This window comes from Solwaraspora sp. WMMD406, assembly GCF_029626025.1.
Lineage (GTDB): Bacteria > Actinomycetota > Actinomycetes > Mycobacteriales > Micromonosporaceae > Micromonospora_E.
Genome location: NZ_JARUBF010000001.1, coordinates 4,473,187 through 4,490,663, shown reverse-complemented (window position 1 = coordinate 4,490,663; position 17,477 = coordinate 4,473,187). Strand labels below are relative to the sequence as shown.

At 70.4% G+C, this 17,477-nt stretch carries 12 protein-coding genes; 7 read left to right on the top strand and 5 right to left on the bottom strand.

All coding sequences use genetic code 11. From position 1 onward, the window contains the following. Positions 1-5 precede the first annotated feature (5 nt). The 3 genes from O7632_RS19635 (at position 6) to O7632_RS19625 (ending at position 5,072) form a co-directional block, all read left to right on the top strand. Positions 6-1,454, top strand: coding sequence for a class I SAM-dependent methyltransferase (locus O7632_RS19635; RefSeq protein WP_278116336.1), 1,449 nt, complete (start codon positions 6-8; stop codon positions 1,452-1,454). After that, on the top strand, positions 1,447-3,594 hold the full coding sequence (locus tag O7632_RS19630) for a sulfatase-like hydrolase/transferase (protein ID WP_278116334.1): 2,148 nt from the start codon (positions 1,447-1,449) through the stop codon (positions 3,592-3,594). The genes O7632_RS19635 and O7632_RS19630 overlap by 8 nt, the downstream gene beginning before the upstream one ends. Before the next feature lie 194 nt (positions 3,595-3,788). Further along, positions 3,789-5,072: a citrate synthase gene (locus tag O7632_RS19625; protein WP_278116332.1), complete on the top strand. Its 1,284-nt coding sequence runs from the start codon at positions 3,789-3,791 to the stop codon at positions 5,070-5,072. A 124-nt stretch (positions 5,073-5,196) separates the two neighbouring features. On the opposite strand, the gene glgB is transcribed toward O7632_RS19625, so the two are convergent. From glgB to O7632_RS19605, 4 genes are all read right to left on the bottom strand, one after another. Beyond that, a complete protein-coding gene (gene glgB / locus O7632_RS19620; RefSeq protein WP_278116330.1) occupies positions 5,197-7,272 on the bottom strand; it encodes a 1,4-alpha-glucan branching protein GlgB in 2,076 nt (691 codons plus the stop codon). Next, a complete protein-coding gene (locus O7632_RS19615; protein ID WP_278116328.1) occupies positions 7,269-8,678 on the bottom strand; it encodes a glycosyltransferase family 4 protein in 1,410 nt (469 codons plus the stop codon). The genes glgB and O7632_RS19615 overlap by 4 nt, the downstream gene beginning before the upstream one ends. 284 nt (positions 8,679-8,962) lie before the next feature. Next, positions 8,963-9,967, bottom strand: coding sequence for a DMT family transporter (locus O7632_RS19610; protein ID WP_278116326.1), 1,005 nt, complete (start codon positions 9,965-9,967; stop codon positions 8,963-8,965). A gap of 163 nt (positions 9,968-10,130) precedes the next feature. Then, positions 10,131-10,691 carry a hypothetical protein gene (locus tag O7632_RS19605; protein ID WP_278116323.1) on the bottom strand — a complete coding sequence of 187 codons (561 nt, stop codon included), beginning with the start codon at positions 10,689-10,691 and terminating at the stop codon, positions 10,131-10,133. A gap of 157 nt (positions 10,692-10,848) precedes the next feature. Here O7632_RS19605 and O7632_RS19600 point away from each other — a divergent pair, with 157 nt between their 5' ends. From O7632_RS19600 to O7632_RS19590, 3 genes are all read left to right on the top strand, one after another. Continuing rightward, on the top strand, positions 10,849-11,955 hold the full coding sequence (locus O7632_RS19600; protein WP_278116321.1) for a Vms1/Ankzf1 family peptidyl-tRNA hydrolase: 1,107 nt from the start codon (positions 10,849-10,851) through the stop codon (positions 11,953-11,955). A 261-nt stretch (positions 11,956-12,216) separates the two neighbouring features. Further along, positions 12,217-13,380 carry a SigB/SigF/SigG family RNA polymerase sigma factor gene (locus O7632_RS19595; protein WP_278116319.1) on the top strand — a complete coding sequence of 388 codons (1,164 nt, stop codon included), beginning with the start codon at positions 12,217-12,219 and terminating at the stop codon, positions 13,378-13,380. Positions 13,381-13,471: 91 nt separating this feature from the next. Beyond that, on the top strand, positions 13,472-13,651 hold the full coding sequence (locus O7632_RS19590) for a hypothetical protein (RefSeq protein WP_278116316.1): 180 nt from the start codon (positions 13,472-13,474) through the stop codon (positions 13,649-13,651). A 114-nt stretch (positions 13,652-13,765) separates the two neighbouring features. On the opposite strand, the gene O7632_RS19585 is transcribed toward O7632_RS19590, so the two are convergent. Then, positions 13,766-14,773: a glucosyl-3-phosphoglycerate synthase gene (locus O7632_RS19585; protein WP_278116314.1), complete on the bottom strand. Its 1,008-nt coding sequence runs from the start codon at positions 14,771-14,773 to the stop codon at positions 13,766-13,768. A 144-nt stretch (positions 14,774-14,917) separates the two neighbouring features. On the opposite strand from O7632_RS19585, the gene secA2 reads away from it, so the two are divergent. Further along, on the top strand, positions 14,918-17,209 hold the full coding sequence (secA2, locus tag O7632_RS19580) for an accessory Sec system translocase SecA2 (protein WP_278116312.1): 2,292 nt from the start codon (positions 14,918-14,920) through the stop codon (positions 17,207-17,209). The last annotated feature ends 268 nt before the right edge of the window (positions 17,210-17,477 follow it).

Sequence of the window (17,477 nt, the reverse complement as noted above, 5' to 3'; positions counted from 1 at the left end):
GTTCGATGATCTCCGAGACTCCCCTCTCGACGGCACGCCCCGAACCCGGCTCCTTCCGAGACCCGGCCAACCAGGTCTTCTACGTCGGGGACCAGGTTCTGCGCGGCATGGATCCGCAAGCGGCCGAGGACTGGCAAACGATCAGCGGCGGCGCGTTCCTGCCACCGCTGATCGCGGCCGGCAAGGTCATCGGCACCGAGACCGCCGACCTGACCGATCTGCCGGAGGCCGCCGGCCGCTGGACCACCGTGCTGCGGCACGAACGCGTACCGTTCGTGAGCTATCCGTACGAGTGGTCCTTCGCCATGCTGCGCGACGCCGCCCGCCTGCATCTGGAGATCCTGCAGGCGGCGCTGGCCGACGGGGTCACCATGCGGGACGGCTCGGCCTACAACCTGCAGTGGCGGGGCGCTGAGCCGGTCTTCATCGACGTCGGGTCGTTCCAACCCGGAGGCGACGGTGAGCCCTGGGCCGGATATCGGCAGTTCTGCCAGACCATGCTCTACCCACTGCTGCTCCAGGCACATCTCGACCTCGATTTCCAGCCCTGGCTACGGGCACGCATCGACGGCATCGAGTCGGGGCAGATGCGTCGGCTGTTCAGCGGTACCCGGCGGCTACGGGCCGGGGTGCTCAAGCACGTGCATCTGCACGACGCCATGCAGGCCCGCAACGCCAGCGCCACCACCGGTGCGGTGCGCGCCGAGATTCGCGACGCCGGCTTCTCCCGTGAACTGGTGCAGGCCACCGTCCGCGCGGTCGCCAAGCTGGTCGACCGCCTCGATTGGGCGCCTGCCCGCAGCCACTGGGTGAACTACCAGCAGACCTGCACCTACTCGCCGGCCGACCGGGACGCCAAGACCGCGTTCGTCGACGCCGAGCTGGCCAGCAGCCGGCCGGGCCTGGTCTTCGACCTCGGCGCCAACGACGGCACCTACTCCCGGCTCGCCGCCCGACACGCCCGGTACGTGGTCGCGGTGGAGAGCGACCCCGCCGTGGTCGACACGCTCTACCGCGATCTGCGCGGTGCACGACAAAATCGGATCCTGCCGATCCTGATGGACCTGGCCGACCCGTCATCCGGTGGTGGCTGGGCCGGCACCGAGCGCGCGCCGTTCGGCACCCGAGCCCGAGCCGACACGGTCCTGGCGCTGGCGGTCATCCACCACCTGGCCATCGGCCGAAACGTGCCGCTGCCGCGAATCCTGGACTGGCTGCTGGCGCTGCTGCCCACCGCACCCGGGCCGGGGGCGGGGCAGCTGATCGTCGAGTTCGTGCATCCGGATGATCCGATGGCGCGCCAATTGCTGGCGAACAAGCCGGCCGGCCTGTTCGCCGACTACCACCGGCCGGAATTCGAGCGGTTGCTGACCGAGCGCTGCGAGATCACCCGGCGGGAGGAGCTGCCTTCCGGCACGCGGACCCTGTACGTCGGGACACCGCGTCGTGCCTGACGCCGCGGCCTCGGCGGGCGACGGCGCGCCGACGCCGGTCGTCGGCGCGCCGTCGGCGGTCGGCGGTTGGACGGCGGAACTGCGCCGGCTCGTCGAGATCGTCGCGCTCTGTGGGCTGGTCGTCGTCGCGCCGTTGCTCGACGTGATGGGCCGAAGTCCCGACTTCTTCCTGTTCCACGATGCGGCGACCGCCGAGATCGTGCTGCTGGTGGCGTTCTACACGATCGTACCGCCGCTGGTCTGCTGGGTGCCGGGGCTGCTCGCCCGGCTGGCTGGCGATCGGGCGCGCGAGATCACCCACCTGGCCACGGTCGCCGTGCTGATGATCGCCCTGGCGGTGCAGATCGGCAAACACCTGCTGCCCCTGCGCGGGCTGGCGCTGATCGTACCGGCGGTGCTGGTCGGTGGCGGCGTCACCTGGGCGTTGCGCCGATGGTCCCCCTTGAGTCAGCTTCTGCGACTCGCGGCCGTCGGTCCGGTGGTCTTCGTGGCGTTGTTCGTGTTCGCCTCACCCGCATCGGCGGTGGTGCTGGCCACCGGACCGGACAGCGCCGGACCCGGGACCGCCGAGGCCGCCACGGCCGACCATCCACCGGTGGTGGTGTTGATCCTCGACGAACTGCCACTGGTGTCGTTGCTCGGCCCGGATGGTCGGATCGACGCGGACCGCTACCCGCACTTCGCCGAGTTGGCCGCCGGCTCCACCTGGTACCGCAACTCGACGGCGGTCAGTGGCTGGACCCCGTACGCCCTGCCGGCGATGCTCACCGGACGCTATCCCCAGGAGTCGGTGGCGCCGCACTACTCCCGACATCCCGACAATCTGTTCACCGCACTCGGCGGTGCCTATCAAATCAGGGCGCAGGAGAGCATCACCGAACTGTGTCCGCCGGAGGTCTGCGTCACCGACACTGGCATCGGCGGCAGTGGATGGTCGGTGCTGTTCAAGGAGACCGGTACCCTGCTCGGGCAGATCATGTCTCCGGTGGACAGTCAGGACGATCCGACGGCCAGCTTCCGCGAGCCGACCCGCCGCGACACCGGTCTCGCCGGATCGGCGGCCGGGGCCGATCCCGTCGGCGTCCCGGAGCCTGGTGCCAGCCCGGCCGCGTCCGGACCCACCGACCCCAAGTTCCGCTTTCACACCCTCGACGACAACCAACCGGCGAGGTTCGCCGAGTTCATCGACGACCTGTCCGTCCCGGACGACGCGCCGACCCTGCATTTCCTGCATCTGTTGATGCCGCATGCCCCGTGGACCTACCTGCCGTCCGGAGTGCGGTACGCGGATCCGGGTGATCTGCCGAACGAGGGCGCTGGCTGGGTGGACCTGGCCCGGCAGCGCCACCTCGCCCAGCTCGGCTACACCGACGGTCTGATCGGCCGGACCCTGGCGGCGTTGCGCGCCAGCGGACAGTACGACGACGCGTTGCTGGTGGTCACCGCTGACCATGGCGTGAGCTTCACGCTCGGCGAGCAGGGCCGGGGGATGGGCGCGGTACGGGCCGCTCCCGCCGAGGTGCTCTGGGTGCCCACCTTCGTCAAGGAGCCGGGACAGCGTGCGGGACGTGTCGACGACCAGAACTGGGAACACGTCGACCTGTTGCCGACCATCGCCGACCACGCGGGCGTACGGCTGCCCTTCCCGGTCGATGGTCGGTGCGCGGCGTGCCCACCGCGCGACCGGGTGGACAAGGAGTTCCGGGACGTACCAGGGGAGGCGGTGAGCGTACCCGGACCGGACACCTTCGCAGCGCTGATCGATGGTCGGGCCGGCCCGCCGGTGCCGGCCGCCGTCCATCCGGAGCTGGTGGGTAGGTCCGTCGGCGGGCTGTCGGTGGTCGACTCCGGCGTACGTGCCGAGGTGGCCACCATCGAGGATTTCGCCGACGTCGATCCGGACAGTGGTGACCTGCCGTTGCTGCCGTACGGCCGGTTGCCGGCCTCGGTGCGGACCGGCGCGCCGATCGCGGTCGCGGTCAATGGTCGGATCGCCGCGGTGGTGCCGGCGCTGGCGCCGGACGCCAGCGGGCGACGGTTCGCCGCCCTGATCGACGACGAGTCCCTGTTCCGGCCGGGATCCAACGATCTGGAGCTGTTCGAGGTCGCCGCCGGCGGAACCGAGTTGCGCCGACTGTAAGTGGCGAGGCCAGGCCCGCTGTAGTGGCAGCCATGCAAGGTGACCGCACGTTACGACCTTTATGGCGGGTTTGCACTGCTGAATGGGGTGACGCATCCCTCACCATGGCCCGGTAAAGGTGGCGTAACCTCGCCGCACGATTACGGTGAAAGTCAGGCACTCGACGAAGATCTGCCGGCGAAGCGAGGGACCATATGACGGATGTGAAGCTAGACCATCCTGGTGGCCAGATGTCGATGCCGGTGCAGCCGGCCGTCGAGGGCCCAGCCGGGATCGAGATCGGCGCATTGCTCAAGGAAACCGGACATGTCACCTTCGACCCGGGGTACGTCAACACCGCGTCGTGCGCCTCGGCGATCACCTACATCGATGGCGACGCGGGAATTCTGCGCTATCGCGGATACCCGATCGACCAGCTGGCGGGCAAGGCGTCCTTCCTCGAAGTCACCTACCTGTTGATCTACGGGGAGCTACCGACCGCTGACCAACTGTCGGAGTTCAGTGAGCGGGTCCGGCTGCACACCATGTTGCACGAGGAGATGCGTCGATTCTTCGACGGGTTCCCCCGCGACGCCCACCCGATGGCGGTGCTCTCCTCGGCGGTCAGCGCCCTGTCCACCTTCTACCAGGACAGCCTCGACCCGTTCGACCCGGACCACGTGGAGATCTCCACGGTCCGGCTGTTGGCCAAGGTGCCGACCATCGCGTCGTACGCGCACAAGAAGTCGATCGGCCAGCCGCTGCTGTACCCGGACAACTCGTTCGGCTACGTCGAGAATTTCCTGCGGATGACGTTCGGGGTACCCGCCACCGAATACCAGATCGACCCGGTGGCCGCACAGGTGCTCGACATGCTGTTCGTCCTGCACGCCGACCACGAGCAGAACTGCTCCACCTCGACCGTACGGCTGGTGGGCTCCAGCAACGCCAACCTGTTCGCGTCCGTCTCCGCGGGGGTCAACGCCCTGTTCGGCCCGCTGCACGGCGGCGCCAACCAGGCGGTCCTGGAGATGCTGCAGGACATCTCGGCCGCCGGCGGGGACGTACCGGCCTTCGTCCGTCGGGTCAAGGCCAAGGAACGCGGTGTCAAGCTGATGGGCTTCGGCCACCGGGTCTACAAGAACTACGACCCTCGGGCGGCGATCGTCAAGCAGGCGGCGCTCGATGTTCTCGGCCGGCTCGACAAGCCGGATCCGCTGCTGGACATCGCCATGCAGCTGGAGGAGATCGCGCTCGGCGACGACTTCTTCGTCTCGCGCAAGCTCTACCCGAACGTGGACTTCTACACCGGTCTGATCTACAAGGCGATGGGTTTCCCGCCGAAGATGTTCACCGTGCTGTTCGCGCTCGGCCGGCTCCCTGGCTGGATCGCCCAGTGGCGCGAGATGATCAGCGACCCGTCGAACAAGATCGGTCGACCCCGGCAGCTCTACGTCGGACCCCAGGAGCGTGCCTTCGTCCCGGTCGACCAGCGCTGACCAGTCCTGATCCGCTGGCTGCCCACTGATCGGACACCGACGGCCGGTCGGCGGTACGAGACCCACCTCGTCTCGTATCGCCGACCGGCCGTCGTCGTGTGCCCGGGCCCGTCGTCGTGCGCGGTCAGGTCGACGACATCGGCGTACCGCTGGTCAGTCCGGCTTCCGCCGCCGGACCGGGCGCGACAGCCGCCGGACCGGCGGCCGATGCCGGACCGGGCGCGCCGGCCGCCGAGTCGGCGTCGGCTCCGCCGTCAGGTCCACGCGTCCCGGGTTCCGCACCCGTCGCACCCGTCGTTGCGGTCGTTGTGGCGTCGGCCGTCGGCCTTGGCCGCAACCAGACCGCGGCGAACGGCCCCACCTGGACCAGCGCCGACGTCGGTTGCCCGTTCGTGGGTGGACCGTCGGCCCGGACCGCGCCCATGTTGCCCACGTTGGAGCCGCCGTACCACTGTGCGTCGGTGTTGACCACCTCGATCCAGTCGCCGCCGGTGGGCAGACCCACCCGGTGATCGTGCCGTGGCACGCCGGAGAAGTTCACCACACAGGCCATCACACCGCCGTCACTGGCGTACCGCAGGAACGACAGCACGTTGGTGGCGGCGCCGGTGTGGTCGATCCACCGAAACCCGTCGGGGGAGACGTCGAGATCCCACAGCGCGGGGCAGTCCCGGTAGGCCCGGTTGAGGTCGCGGAGCAGGTTGCCGATCCCACCCACCGCCGGGTCGGCGGCCAGTGACCAGTCCAGCCCTCGTTGTTCGCTCCACTCATGCTCGTCGGCGAGTTCGCAGCCCATGAAGAGCAGTTGCTTGCCGGGAAAGGCCCACATGTAGCCGAGCAGACCGCGCAGCCCGGCCAACCGCTGCCACCGGTCACCCGGCAACTTGGCGGTCAGCGAGCCCTTGCCGTGCACCACCTCGTCATGGCTGATCGGCAGCAGGAACTGCTCGGTGTGCGCGTACGCCGCCGGCCAGGTCATCTCGTCGTGGTGGTGACTACGGTGCACTGGGTCGCGGGCCAGGTAGCTCAGGGTGTCGTGCATCCACCCCATGTTCCACTTGAGACCGAATCCCAGGCCGTCCCAGTCCGTCGGCCGGGTGACGCCGGGCCACGCGGTGGACTCCTCGGCGATCATGACGATCCCCGGATGCTGCCGGTACGCGGTGGCGTTGAGTTCCTTGAGCAACTCGATCGCCTCGGTGTGGGCGTTGCCGCCCTCGGCGTTGGGCAGCCACTGCCCCGGACCACGGGAATAGTCCAGGTAGAGCATCGATGCGACGGCGTCGACCCGCAGGCCGTCGACGTGGAACTCCTCCAGCCAGTACAGCGCGTTCGCGACGAGGAAGTTGCGGACCTCCGGCCGGCCGTAGTCGAAGATCAGGCTACCCCAGTCCGGGTGCTCACCCCGGCGTGGATCCGGATGCTCGTACAGCGCGGTGCCGTCGAACCGGGCCAGCGCCCAGGCGTCGCGGGGAAAGTGCGCCGGCACCCAGTCCAGCAACACGCCGACCCCGGCCTGATGCAGCCGGTCGATCAGGTAGCGCAGGTCGTCCGGTGTGCCGAACCGGGACGTCGGCGCGTAGTAGCCGGTCACCTGGTAGCCCCAGGAGCCACCGAAGGGATGCTCCATCACCGGCATGAACTCCACATGGGTGAAGCCCAGGTCGGTGACGTAGCCGACGAGTTGGTCGGCGAGTTCCCGGTAGCCGAGCCCGGGCCGCCACGAGCCGAGATGGACCTCGTAGACGGCCATCGGCCGGGCGTGGTGGTCGCCGCGCCGGCGGGTCATCCAGTCGGTGTCGTTCCACACGTAGCCGGACTGGTAGACCACCGACGCGGTCCGAGGCGGCACCTCGGTGGCGTTGGCCATCGGGTCGGCCCGGTCCGTCCAGGTGCCGTCGGCGCCCTGGACCCGGAACTTGTACCGCTGTCCGGCCACCACGCCGGGCACGAAACCCGCCCAGACCCCGCTGGCGCCGAGCCGGTCCAGGGCGTGCCCCTCGTACGGACCCCAGCCCGGCCCGTCACCGATCACCCGGACCTGTTGGGCGTTCGGCGCCCACACCGCGAACCGGCAGCCGCCGGCCCGGGGGTGGGCGCCGAGCATCCGCCACAACTGCTCGTGGCGGCCCTGCGCGAACAGGTACAGGTCGAAGTCGCTGATCGTGTCGATCAGTGCAGCCTCCCCGGTCGAGGTCACCTGCTCCCCGCACCGGCGAGGAGATTTCCGTCCGGGATGACGATAGTGGTCTGACCCTGCGCCATCCGGGCGGCCGCCCGTTCCGTGGTGAATGCCGACGACTGCGTGATCGCCGCCGAGTAGGTGGCGGCGGTACGATGCGCGATCGCCGACCAGCCGTACTGGTCGTGCACCATCCGGCGGGCCCGCCGGGCGACCCGCCGGGCGAGGTCCGCGTCGGCGAGCAGGGTGCCGACCGCGTCGGCCAGCCCGTCGGGGTCGTTGGGCCGGAAGGTCATCCCGGTGACGCCCGGCTCGACGATCTCGGCGAGCCCGCCGGTGGCGGCGACGGCGAGTGGCGCACCGGCGGCGGCGCCCTCCAAGGCGACCATGCCGAATGGTTCGTAGATGCTCGGCACCGCGAAGCAGTCCGAGGCGGCCATCACCGCCGGCAGGTCGGTGCCGCCCAGGAAGCCGGGCAGGCTGACGGCGTTCCGCAGCCCGTGCCGGTCGATCTCGGCCTCCAGTTCCGCCCGGTACGGGCCGTCGCCCACGATCACCAGGCGGAGCCCGGGGTGTCGGTGGCGCAGCCGGGGCAGGGCGGCGATCAGGTGCTGCACGCCCTTCTCGTAGACCAGCCGGCCGACGAAGGTGACCAGTGGACCGTCTCCGGCGAACCGGGCGCGGGCCGCGGCGACCGCGTCGGGGGAGACCTGCCAGCGGCCGGCGTCGACACCGTTGGCCACCACGTCCACCCGGTCGGGCCGTACGCCGAACAGGTCGATCACCTCGTCACGCATGTAGCCGGAGCAGGTGATCACCCGGCCGGACTCGTGGCCGAGCCAGTGCTCGATGGAGTGGATGGACTTGTTCATCTCGTTGGGCAGCCAGCCCTGGTGGCGGCCGGCTTCGGTGGCGTGGATGGTGGCGACGAGAGGGATGTCGAGGTGTTCCTTGAGGGTGATGGCGGTGTGGGTGACGAGCCAGTCGTGGGCGTGGATGACGTCGTATTCGGCGGACTGGGTGGCGCGTAGGGCGGCGCGGGTGAGGGTGTGGTTGAAGGCCATGGTCCAGGCGAGGAGGCTGGGGGTGGCCAGGGGGAACAGGGGTGGGTCTTCGGCGGCGCGGATGATGCGTACGCCGTCGGCGTATTCCTCGAGGGGTGCGCCGGGGGCGTGGCGGGTGACGACGGTGACCTCGTGGCCGGCGTTGGCCAGGGCGACGGACAGGGCGTGCACGTGCCGGCCCAGCCCACCCACCAGTACCGGCGGGTATTCCCAGGACAACATCAGGATGCGGTGCCGGGCGTTCGTGCCCGCGCCGTCGGTCGGCAGCGGCGGGTGTGGACGTGACGTCGGGACCGGACGGCACGGACCGTCCTGGGTGACCAGTGCGTTGGCGAACTGGTCGCCGACCCGCGGGGTCATCGCAATCTCTCCATCCATGCAGGCGGAAACGGGTGCCGATGGCGGCAGGGCAGGGTGAGGAATGGTGCGGGTGCGTGTGGTGCGGAAGGTGGCTGACAGCCGGGACGGGGATCCGGCGCCGCGGTGCGCTCGAGTGCCCCTTGCGTCAAGGAGAAGGCATCCGCGCCGGATCCGCATCCCCAAACCGCCCTGAGGTGACCGAAGACACCTCGGGCGGCTGTGTCACGGCGTCAGCGGCGGCTCCGCGCGGTTCGGCGTCAGCGGCGGCTCCGCGCGGTTCGGCGTCAGCGGCGGCACAGCGCCGAGGTCCGCGACGCGCGGGACCTGCCCGTTCCCGGCACGCCGTCGGCGGATGACGCAACCTCCGCCTCGGGTCGGGGCGACCCGGATCGCGGGTCGAGCGGCGGCTCCGCGTCCGATCCGGCGGGTGGGTCTGCCGGGGCCATCGGTTTCTCCCCGGGCACCAGCAACAGGATGCCGGCACCAGCGGTGGCGGCGGCCACGACCAACAGCGCGGCGGCGACCGGGCCGGCGGCGAATCGCTCGTCGAACAACGCCACTCCGATGACCGCCGAGGCGACCGGGTTGGCCAGTGTGACGGTGGCGAGCGGTGCGCCGAGCCCGCTGCCCCGGTAGGCGAGCTGGGACAGCAGCACCCCGGCGACCGCCATCACGCCGATGGCCGGTATCAGCGGGGTGACCAGGGCCGGGAGCCCGGCGGCGTCGTACTCGCGGGTCACCGCGTGGGTCAACGCGGAGGCCACGGCGAACGCGACGCCGGACCCAGTGGCGTGCAGCAGGCTGCGCGGCACCGCTCTGCGGACCAGTGTGGCACCGGTCGTCAGTACGGCCACGACTCCGCCGCCGGCGAGCATCAAGATGGTCCCGTCCGCGCCGTCCAGACGTTCGCCGCTACTCGGAACGATGAGCAGGAGCAGCAGTGCCAGCCCCACGATGGTCAACGCGGCACCCTGCCATTGGCGGGCACCGACCCGTCGGGCGCTCAGGGCCGCGCCGATCGGCAACGCCAACACCAGGGTGAGTACGCCGAGCGGCTGCACCACCGACAGCGGTCCGTAGGCCAGCGCGGCGACGTGCAGCAGGGCGCCGGTGCCGTTGAGCGCCACGGCCAGCCACCATCGTCGTGCGCCGAGCAGCGCTCGTAGGGTCCTTCGCCAGGGTGCCTGCGCGCCAAGCCGGACCGCGAGTCGTTCCTGGAACACCGCGGCGAGGGCGTACGCGCCGGCGGAGGCGACCGCGAAGGCGACCGCGATCAGCAGATCACTCACGAGCGGCCTGTCGCCCGGCTGACGTCCTCATCACCTCATGATCTCCGAGACCGTCACGGTTGGCGTCGCCCGGCCGTGGGTCAGTCGCCTACGTCTCACGCAGTACGCCGTCGGGCGGACTCATCCGCCAGAGGGATGGGCGGTTGGGTGGATCATGGGTGGATCACCCACCGGTGCGCGCCAGCGCGACGACCGCCGCGCCGACGGCCGCGAGCAGCGCGACACCGAGGATCGCCTGGAACAGCAGTGCGGGTCCGAGGTGGGACCAGACCGTCGGGGTACGGGGGGTGAGGAACTGCCCGGTGGTGAGGTTGACGATCCGTTCGACCCGGGGCGGCAGTTCGGGGTCCTTCTGCCGCCGTACGGTGACCTGGACGTGGTCGGTGGGGTCGAGCGCGCTCTGCGGCACGTGTCCGTGGATCTCCATTTCGCAGAGCACGCCGCTGGTGTCTCGGATGTGCAGCGGCGTGACCAGGAATTCCGGGCCGTTGCGCAGCTCCTTCCATTTGCGTCGGCCGGCGGTGGAACCGCTTCCGGCGAGCCGGAGCGAGGAGATGGCCGCGCTCAGCACCCGGACCACGCCGGCGGCGGCCAGGACCCCGACGAGGACCGGCTGCCCCACCTTGATCGGGCGGGAGTAGCCGCCGACCAGCCGGACCACGTGTCCGGTGATGATCGGTCCTGGGCGGTGGACGGCACGTTCCGGGAAGAGTTCGGGATCCATCGATCACCACCCAAAGTCTGTGACTGTTTACGCATTGTATCGATGGGTGTACGTGAATGCCATGAGTGAATGGCGCTCAGCGGGCGATTACCGGGAGATTTGAGGTGATTGGCGGACCTAGCCGGGTATGTCGGTCGTGAGATGAGGGGGTGCTGCCATGGACCTGTCCTTCCTGCGACCGCTCTACGCCCGCCCCGGACCGTGGGCCTCGGTCTACCTCGACGCGTCCCGGGACACCGAGGACGCCGCCGAGGCGCTGAACTTGCGGTGGCGGTCCCTGCGCGACCGTCTCGACGAGCAGGGAGCCGATCCCGACACCGTTCGGGCCATGGACCTGGCGCTGCGGCGACACGTCCCTCGGCCGGGGGAGTACGGCCTCGCGTTGGGCGCCGCCGGCGGCGAGGTGATGATGCACGACTACCTGTCCGCGCCACCCCGCCGCGACCTGGCCACGGTGGGACCGCTACCCCACGTGATGCCACTGGTCGCTCAGCGGGGCGAGGAGATCAGCTGGCTGCGGGTACTCGTCAGCCGTACCGGCGCCGACGTCGACGCGGTCAGTGCCGGTGCGCTGCCCCGGCAGCTCTCGGTCGACGGGTCCGCCGCGTACCCGATCCGCAAGGTCCAGCCCGGCGCGTGGTCGCAGGCGCGGTTCCAACGCGCGGCGGAGGTCAGCTGGCGGCGCAACGCCGGGGACAGCGCGGTCGCCACGGCCGCCCTCGCCGACGAGGTGGGTGCCGAGGTGCTCGTGGTGGCGGGTGATCCGCAGGCACGGCGGCTGCTCATCGCCCAGCTGCCGCGACGCTGGCAGGAACGCACCGTCGAAACCGATGCCGGCGCGCGTGCCCTCGGCGCGGACCCGGAGCCGCTGACCGACGTGACCATCCAGGCGATCGCCGAGGTCGCGGCCGGGCGCTCCGCGCGGGTGCTGGACCGCTTCGGCGCCCAACAGGGGCGCGGCGTCGGGCTGTCCGCCGTCGTCGAGGCGCTGCGGCGGGCTCAGGTGGACACGCTGCTGCTGGTCGATGATCCGTCGTCGACCCGGCGGCTGTGGATCGGCCCGGAGGCCACCCAGATCGCGCTGGAGCCCGGCGAACTGGGCGCGATGTCGGTCGCCGAGGCGCGTGAGGTCCGAGCGGACGCCGCGTTGCTGCGTGCGCTGGCCGCCACCGACGCCGATCTGGTGCTGGTGGGACCGGACGAAGCCGACCTCGACGGCGGCGTCGGCGCCGTGCTGCGGTACGCGGACCAGTCGACCGCCTGAGCCGAGCGGGGCCTATGGCGGTTCCCGGTCGGTGGTTCCCGGTCGGTGGTTCCGGTGAGCGGATTCCGGCATGGAATTTCCACGCCTTTTCCTGGCTATGCGCGAAGCCGCTCGGTCACGGGCAGTAAGGTCCGGCGTAGGGAGTGAACGGCAGGTGACGGGTCGCGGCGGGGAATCACGACCGGGGCACGTGGAACGGGACCGGTCGATCCCATGTACCGGAATGCGTAGCTCGGAGCCGGATCACCCGGGAGGGGCGGAATGTCCGGACAAAAGCGTACAGCAACGCGCTCGGAACACGTACTGGAAGATCTCGACGGTGCCGCGCTGTCCTACGCGGCCCGCTTCGCCGACCAGGCGGAGAACCAACGCCGAGGCTCACGCGAGGAGCTCGTCCAACTCGCGCTCCCGTTCGCCGGTCGTCTCGCCCGCCGCTACCGGGGACGGGGCGAGCCGCTGGAGGACCTGGAGCAGGTGGCCCGCCTCGGCCTGGTCAAGGCCGTCGACCGCTACGACCCGGAGCGGGGTTCGTTCACCGCGTACGCGGCGGTGACGATCACCGGCGAGATCAAGCGGCACTTCCGGGACCGTACGTGGGGCGTGCACGTGCCCCGTCGGCTCCAGGACCTGACCATCGAGGTCAGCCAGGCGACCGCCGTACTGACCAGTGAACTGTCCCGGTCACCGACGGTCGCCGAGCTGGCCGCGCGACTGGAGACCTCGGAAGAGGACATCCTCGCCGCGCTGGAGTCGGCCGCCGGTTACACGCCCGCCTCGCTCAACGGGCCGGTGGGTGACGACGGACCGGCCGAACTCGGTGACATGTTCGGCGCACTCGACGCGGACCTGGAGTCGGTCGACGACCGGCTGACCGTCAGCGACCTGCTCTACCGGCTCCCGGCCCGGGAACGTCGGATCCTGGCGATGCGCTTCTACGGCAACTACACGCAGTCCGACATCGCCGCTGAGTTCGGCATTTCCCAGATGCACGTCTCACGGCTGCTCTCCCGGACCCTGACCTGGCTGCGTCAGGCGATGCTGACCGACTCCCCGCCCCGCTGGGAGTCCGGCACCGGTCAACCGGACAACGTCGCGTCGCTGACCCTGTCGGTGGACCGCGCCGGCAGCCGCGTCCGGGTCACGGTGCGCGGCGATCTGGACCGGGACTCGGCCGAGCAGGTCCGTCTCGGCCTGGCCGACGCCGTACGCACCTGCGCCGAGACCGAGGTGTTGGTCGACCTCGACGGCGTACCGTCCGTGGACGCCTCGGGGGTCGCCGCTCTGTTGGCCAGCCAGGAGGTGGCGCGTCGGGCCGGGATACGCCTGCGGCTGGCCCGGCCGCAGCCCTACGTACGCCGTAGCCTCGCCGTCGCCGGCCTGGCCGGGCTCTTCGACGAGCCGTCAGCTGAGCGGGCAGAGCGCTGATCAGGCAGAGCGCTGATCGGCCCACCGGGCCCGCGTCACCCGATCGAGGCACCAGGCAGATTACAGCACAAAAGTGGCTAACATCCGCAATGTGAAGCAACGTGGTAATCGTCTGGTCGCCGCAGTCGTCGCGGGTGTCGTGACCTTCGGCTTCGGTGTCTCCGGAGCCGGTGACGACACCTCCAACGCCGGCGCGATCGCCCTCGTCGGAGTGGTCGTCGGAGTGGTCGTCTTCAGCGCCACCAAGCCCAAGGCCGACAGCAAGAAGTGACCCGTGCCGTCGTCTGGAGCCGATGCCGGCGGAGCGGCGCACCGGCGGTGCAGGGCCGGCAGCGGTGTGATCCGGCGGTGCCGGCAGCGTGATCAACGCTGCCGGCAGCGTTGATCAGCCGGCCGCCGTCGCCAGCGACCGCCGGTGCTGACCCAACGGAGGCCGTTCCCGCACCGACACGTCGCTCACCACGATCTCGCGGTCGAGGTTGCTCAACGCGTCAGCTCCGCCCCGGCGGAACTGCGTGATCAGGCTGCCGGGCGGGTACTCCGAGATCACCCACCCCTTGCGGTATAGCCGCGACCACGCGGTGAGCATGATCTGCGCGGACATCCGCCCCAGCGCCTCGGTGCTCTGGTGGCGGTGCCGTCGCTCGCCGAGGTCGACCTGGGCCAACGCGTCCAACCCGCAGAGCTCCAGCAGGTCGATCAGCATCGCCGTCTCGACACCGTAGCCGGACACGAACGGGATCTGCTCCAACACCGTCCGGCGCCCGGCGTACTCGCCCGCCAGCGGCTGCACGAAACCCGCCAGATCGGGCCAGAAGAGATTGAACAGCGGGCGGGCCATGATCTCGGTGACCCGTCCACCGGCGTCGGCCTCCACGTCGCTGGACCGCACCAGCGGCCGGTGGTAGAAGCCCTTGACGAAACTGACCGAAGCGTCACTGAGCAGCGGACCGAGCAGGCCGGTCACGAACGCCGGCTGGAACTCCCGCAGGTCGGCGTCGACGAAGGCGATCAGGTCGCCGTCACTGGCGGCCAACCCGGCCCAGAGGGCGTCGCCCTTGCCCTCCAACCGGGGCAGCCCGATGGTCATCTCGTCCTGGCTGACGACCCGCGCCCCCGCCGCGGCGGCCACGGCCGCGGTGGCGTCCTGCGACCGCGAGTCGACCACCACGATCTCGTCGACGAGCGGAACCCGGTCGACCAGATGCTCGCGGATCGCCCCGACGATCGCCCCGACGGTGGCTTCCTCGTCGCGGGCCGGCAACACGACGCTCACCCGGTGGCCGGCCTTCACCGACGCCAGTTCCCAGGGCGCCCATCGGCGGGCCGACGCGGTGCGTCGGACCGTCCAGTCTCCGACCGTGGGAGTGACGGTCTGCCGCGCGTACCTCATGATCCACTCCTCGGTGCCGACGCTGGGCCGGCTCCTGGCTACCCGGGCGGAACCCGGGTATGCCTGCCCGCGCCCGGCGGGCTCGCGACGACAGTGCCCGGCCGGGGCGCCCGATCGTCGCCGCGTCGCGTAGCGTTGACCGACATGGGTGTGTCGCATCGTCTGAAGAGTCGGTTCCGGCGTTTCCTCCAGCGGCCGGGCAGTACCGTCGATCTCGCGCCGCTGGAGAAGTTGCTACCCGCGATCGCCGCGCGCGAAGACGAGCTACGGGAGCTCGACGACATGGCCCTGACCGCCCGTGCGGACAAGGCCCGCGAATTCGTCGACCTGTGCGCGGTGGGCCGCGAGGCGGCGCGGCGCGCCATCGACGAGCGCCCCTTCGACGAGCAGTTGCTGGGCGCCATGTCGCTGCTCGCCGGCAAGGTGGCGGAGATGGCGACCGGTGAGGGCAAGACCCTGACCGCGACGATCGCGGCCTACGGCCACGTCCGGCGAGGTAACGCCCCGGTGCACGTGCTCACCGTCAACGACTACCTGGCCCGCCGGGACGCCGAATGGATGGCTCCGGTGTACGGGCTGCTGGGTCTGAGCGTCGGCTGGGTCACCGAGGCCAGCACGCCGCAGCAGCGGCGCGAGGCCTATCAGCGTGACGTCACCTACGTCTCGGTCAGTGAGGCCGGCTTCGACTTCCTCCGTGACCAGCTGGTCACCGACATCGCCGACCGGGTCCAGCCGGCGCTGGCCACCGCCATCGTCGACGAGGCCGACTCGATCCTGATCGACGAGGCGCGGGTGCCGATGGTGCTGGCCGGTGCGGTGCCCGGCGAGCAGGACCCGGTGCACGCCGCCGCCGCGCTGGTACGCAATCTGCGGGCGGGGCGGGACTTCGAGGTGGCCGACGACGGTCGGAGCGTGGCCTTCACCACCGCCGGCCTGGCCGCCGTGGAGGAGAAGCTGGCCGGCATCGACCTGTACGCCGACGACAACGTCGGGCAGCTGTCGGCGATCCACGTCGCGTTGCACGCGCACGCCCTGCTCAAGCGGGATGTCGACTACATCGTGCGGGACGGCGCGGTGGAACTGGTCGACGAGATGCGGGGCCGGGTCGCGCAGCGACGTCGCTGGCCGGACGGCCTGCAGGCGGCGGTCGAGGCCAAGGAAGGCCTGAACGCGACCGCCGAAGGGGAGGTGCTCGGCACGATCACCGTCCAGGCGTTCGTGGGGATGTACCGCACCCTGTGTGGCATGACCGCCACGGCGGTGCTCGTCGGCGACCAGCTTCGGGAGTTCTTCAAACTGGAAGTCGCGGTGATTCCGCCGCACGAGCCCAACGTCCGTGTCGACGAGCCGGATCGGATCTACGCCACCCGGGCGGAGAAGGACGAGGCGCTGGTAGCCGAGATCGCCGCCGCTCACGCCACCGGTCGTCCGGTGCTGGTCGGCACGCTCGACGTCAAGGAGTCGGAGAGTCTGGCCGCGGCGTTGGCCGAGGCCGGAGTGACCTGTGTGGTCCTCAACGCCAAGAACGACGACGAGGAGGCGGCGATCATCGCCGAGGCCGGTGCGCTGGGCGCGGTGACGGTGTCCACGCAGATGGCCGGTCGTGGCGTGGACATCCGGCTCGGCGGTAGTGACCAGGCCGATCGGGATCAGGTCGCCGAACTGGGCGGGCTGTACGTCATCGGTAGCGGCCGGCACGACAGCCGACGGGTGGACAACCAACTGCGGGGCCGGGCGGGCCGGCAGGGCGACCCGGGTGGTTCGGTCTTCTTCGTCAGCCTGGAGGACGACCTGGTGGTTCGGCACGCCCCGGACGCCATTCCACCGTCGCCCCGGATGACCGCCGACGGCATCGTGCAGGACGAACAGGTCGATTTCGCCATCGAGCACGCGCAGCGAATCGCCGAAGGAGTCGACTACGAGATCCATCGCAACACCTGGCGCTACAGCGTCGTCATCGAGCAACAGCGCAAGGCGCTGGCGCAACGCCGCGAGCGGCTGCTGACCACCGAGGTCGCCGCGCTGATGCTGATGGAGCGCTTCCCGCAGCGCTGTGCCGAGCTCGACGAGGACGTGCTGTCCCGAGCCGCCCGCAGCATCGCTCTTTACCACCTCGACCGGCTCTGGGCCGAGCACCTGGCGGAACTGTCCGAGGTCCGCGAGGGTGTGCACCTGCGCGCGCTGGGCCGGCTGGATCCGCTGGACGAGTTTCACCGGGCGGCTGTTCCGGCCTTCAACCGATTGGTACCGGAGATCGAGGCACGCACCGTGGAGACGTTCTCCGAGACCGAGCTGGACGACGACTGGCAGCCGGACCAGGCGCAGCTGGTGCGACCGAGTGCCACCTGGACCTACCTGGTGCACGACAACCCGTTCGGATCCGAGCTGGACCGGTTGATCTCCTCGGTCGGGCGTCGTCTGGCGGGTCGGGCGTGACCGCGATGCCGTTCCCGCCCGCGCGGCGGATCAGCTGGAGTTCCCGCCGTGCGGTGTGATCGGGAGGCACTCGGGTAGGTCGTCCCCGGAAGCGACAGATTGCACTAAAGTTCGCAACTGGCAGGTCGAGTCTGGGCGCTGACGGGAGACCGGAGTTGACAATCCGATGACCGAGGTGACGTACACCAGCGGTTGCCCGCCGATCGGCGGTGCCGCCCGTCCGGTCGCCGACCGGTGAAGCGGACCGATCAGTGGGACTCCGCCGGAC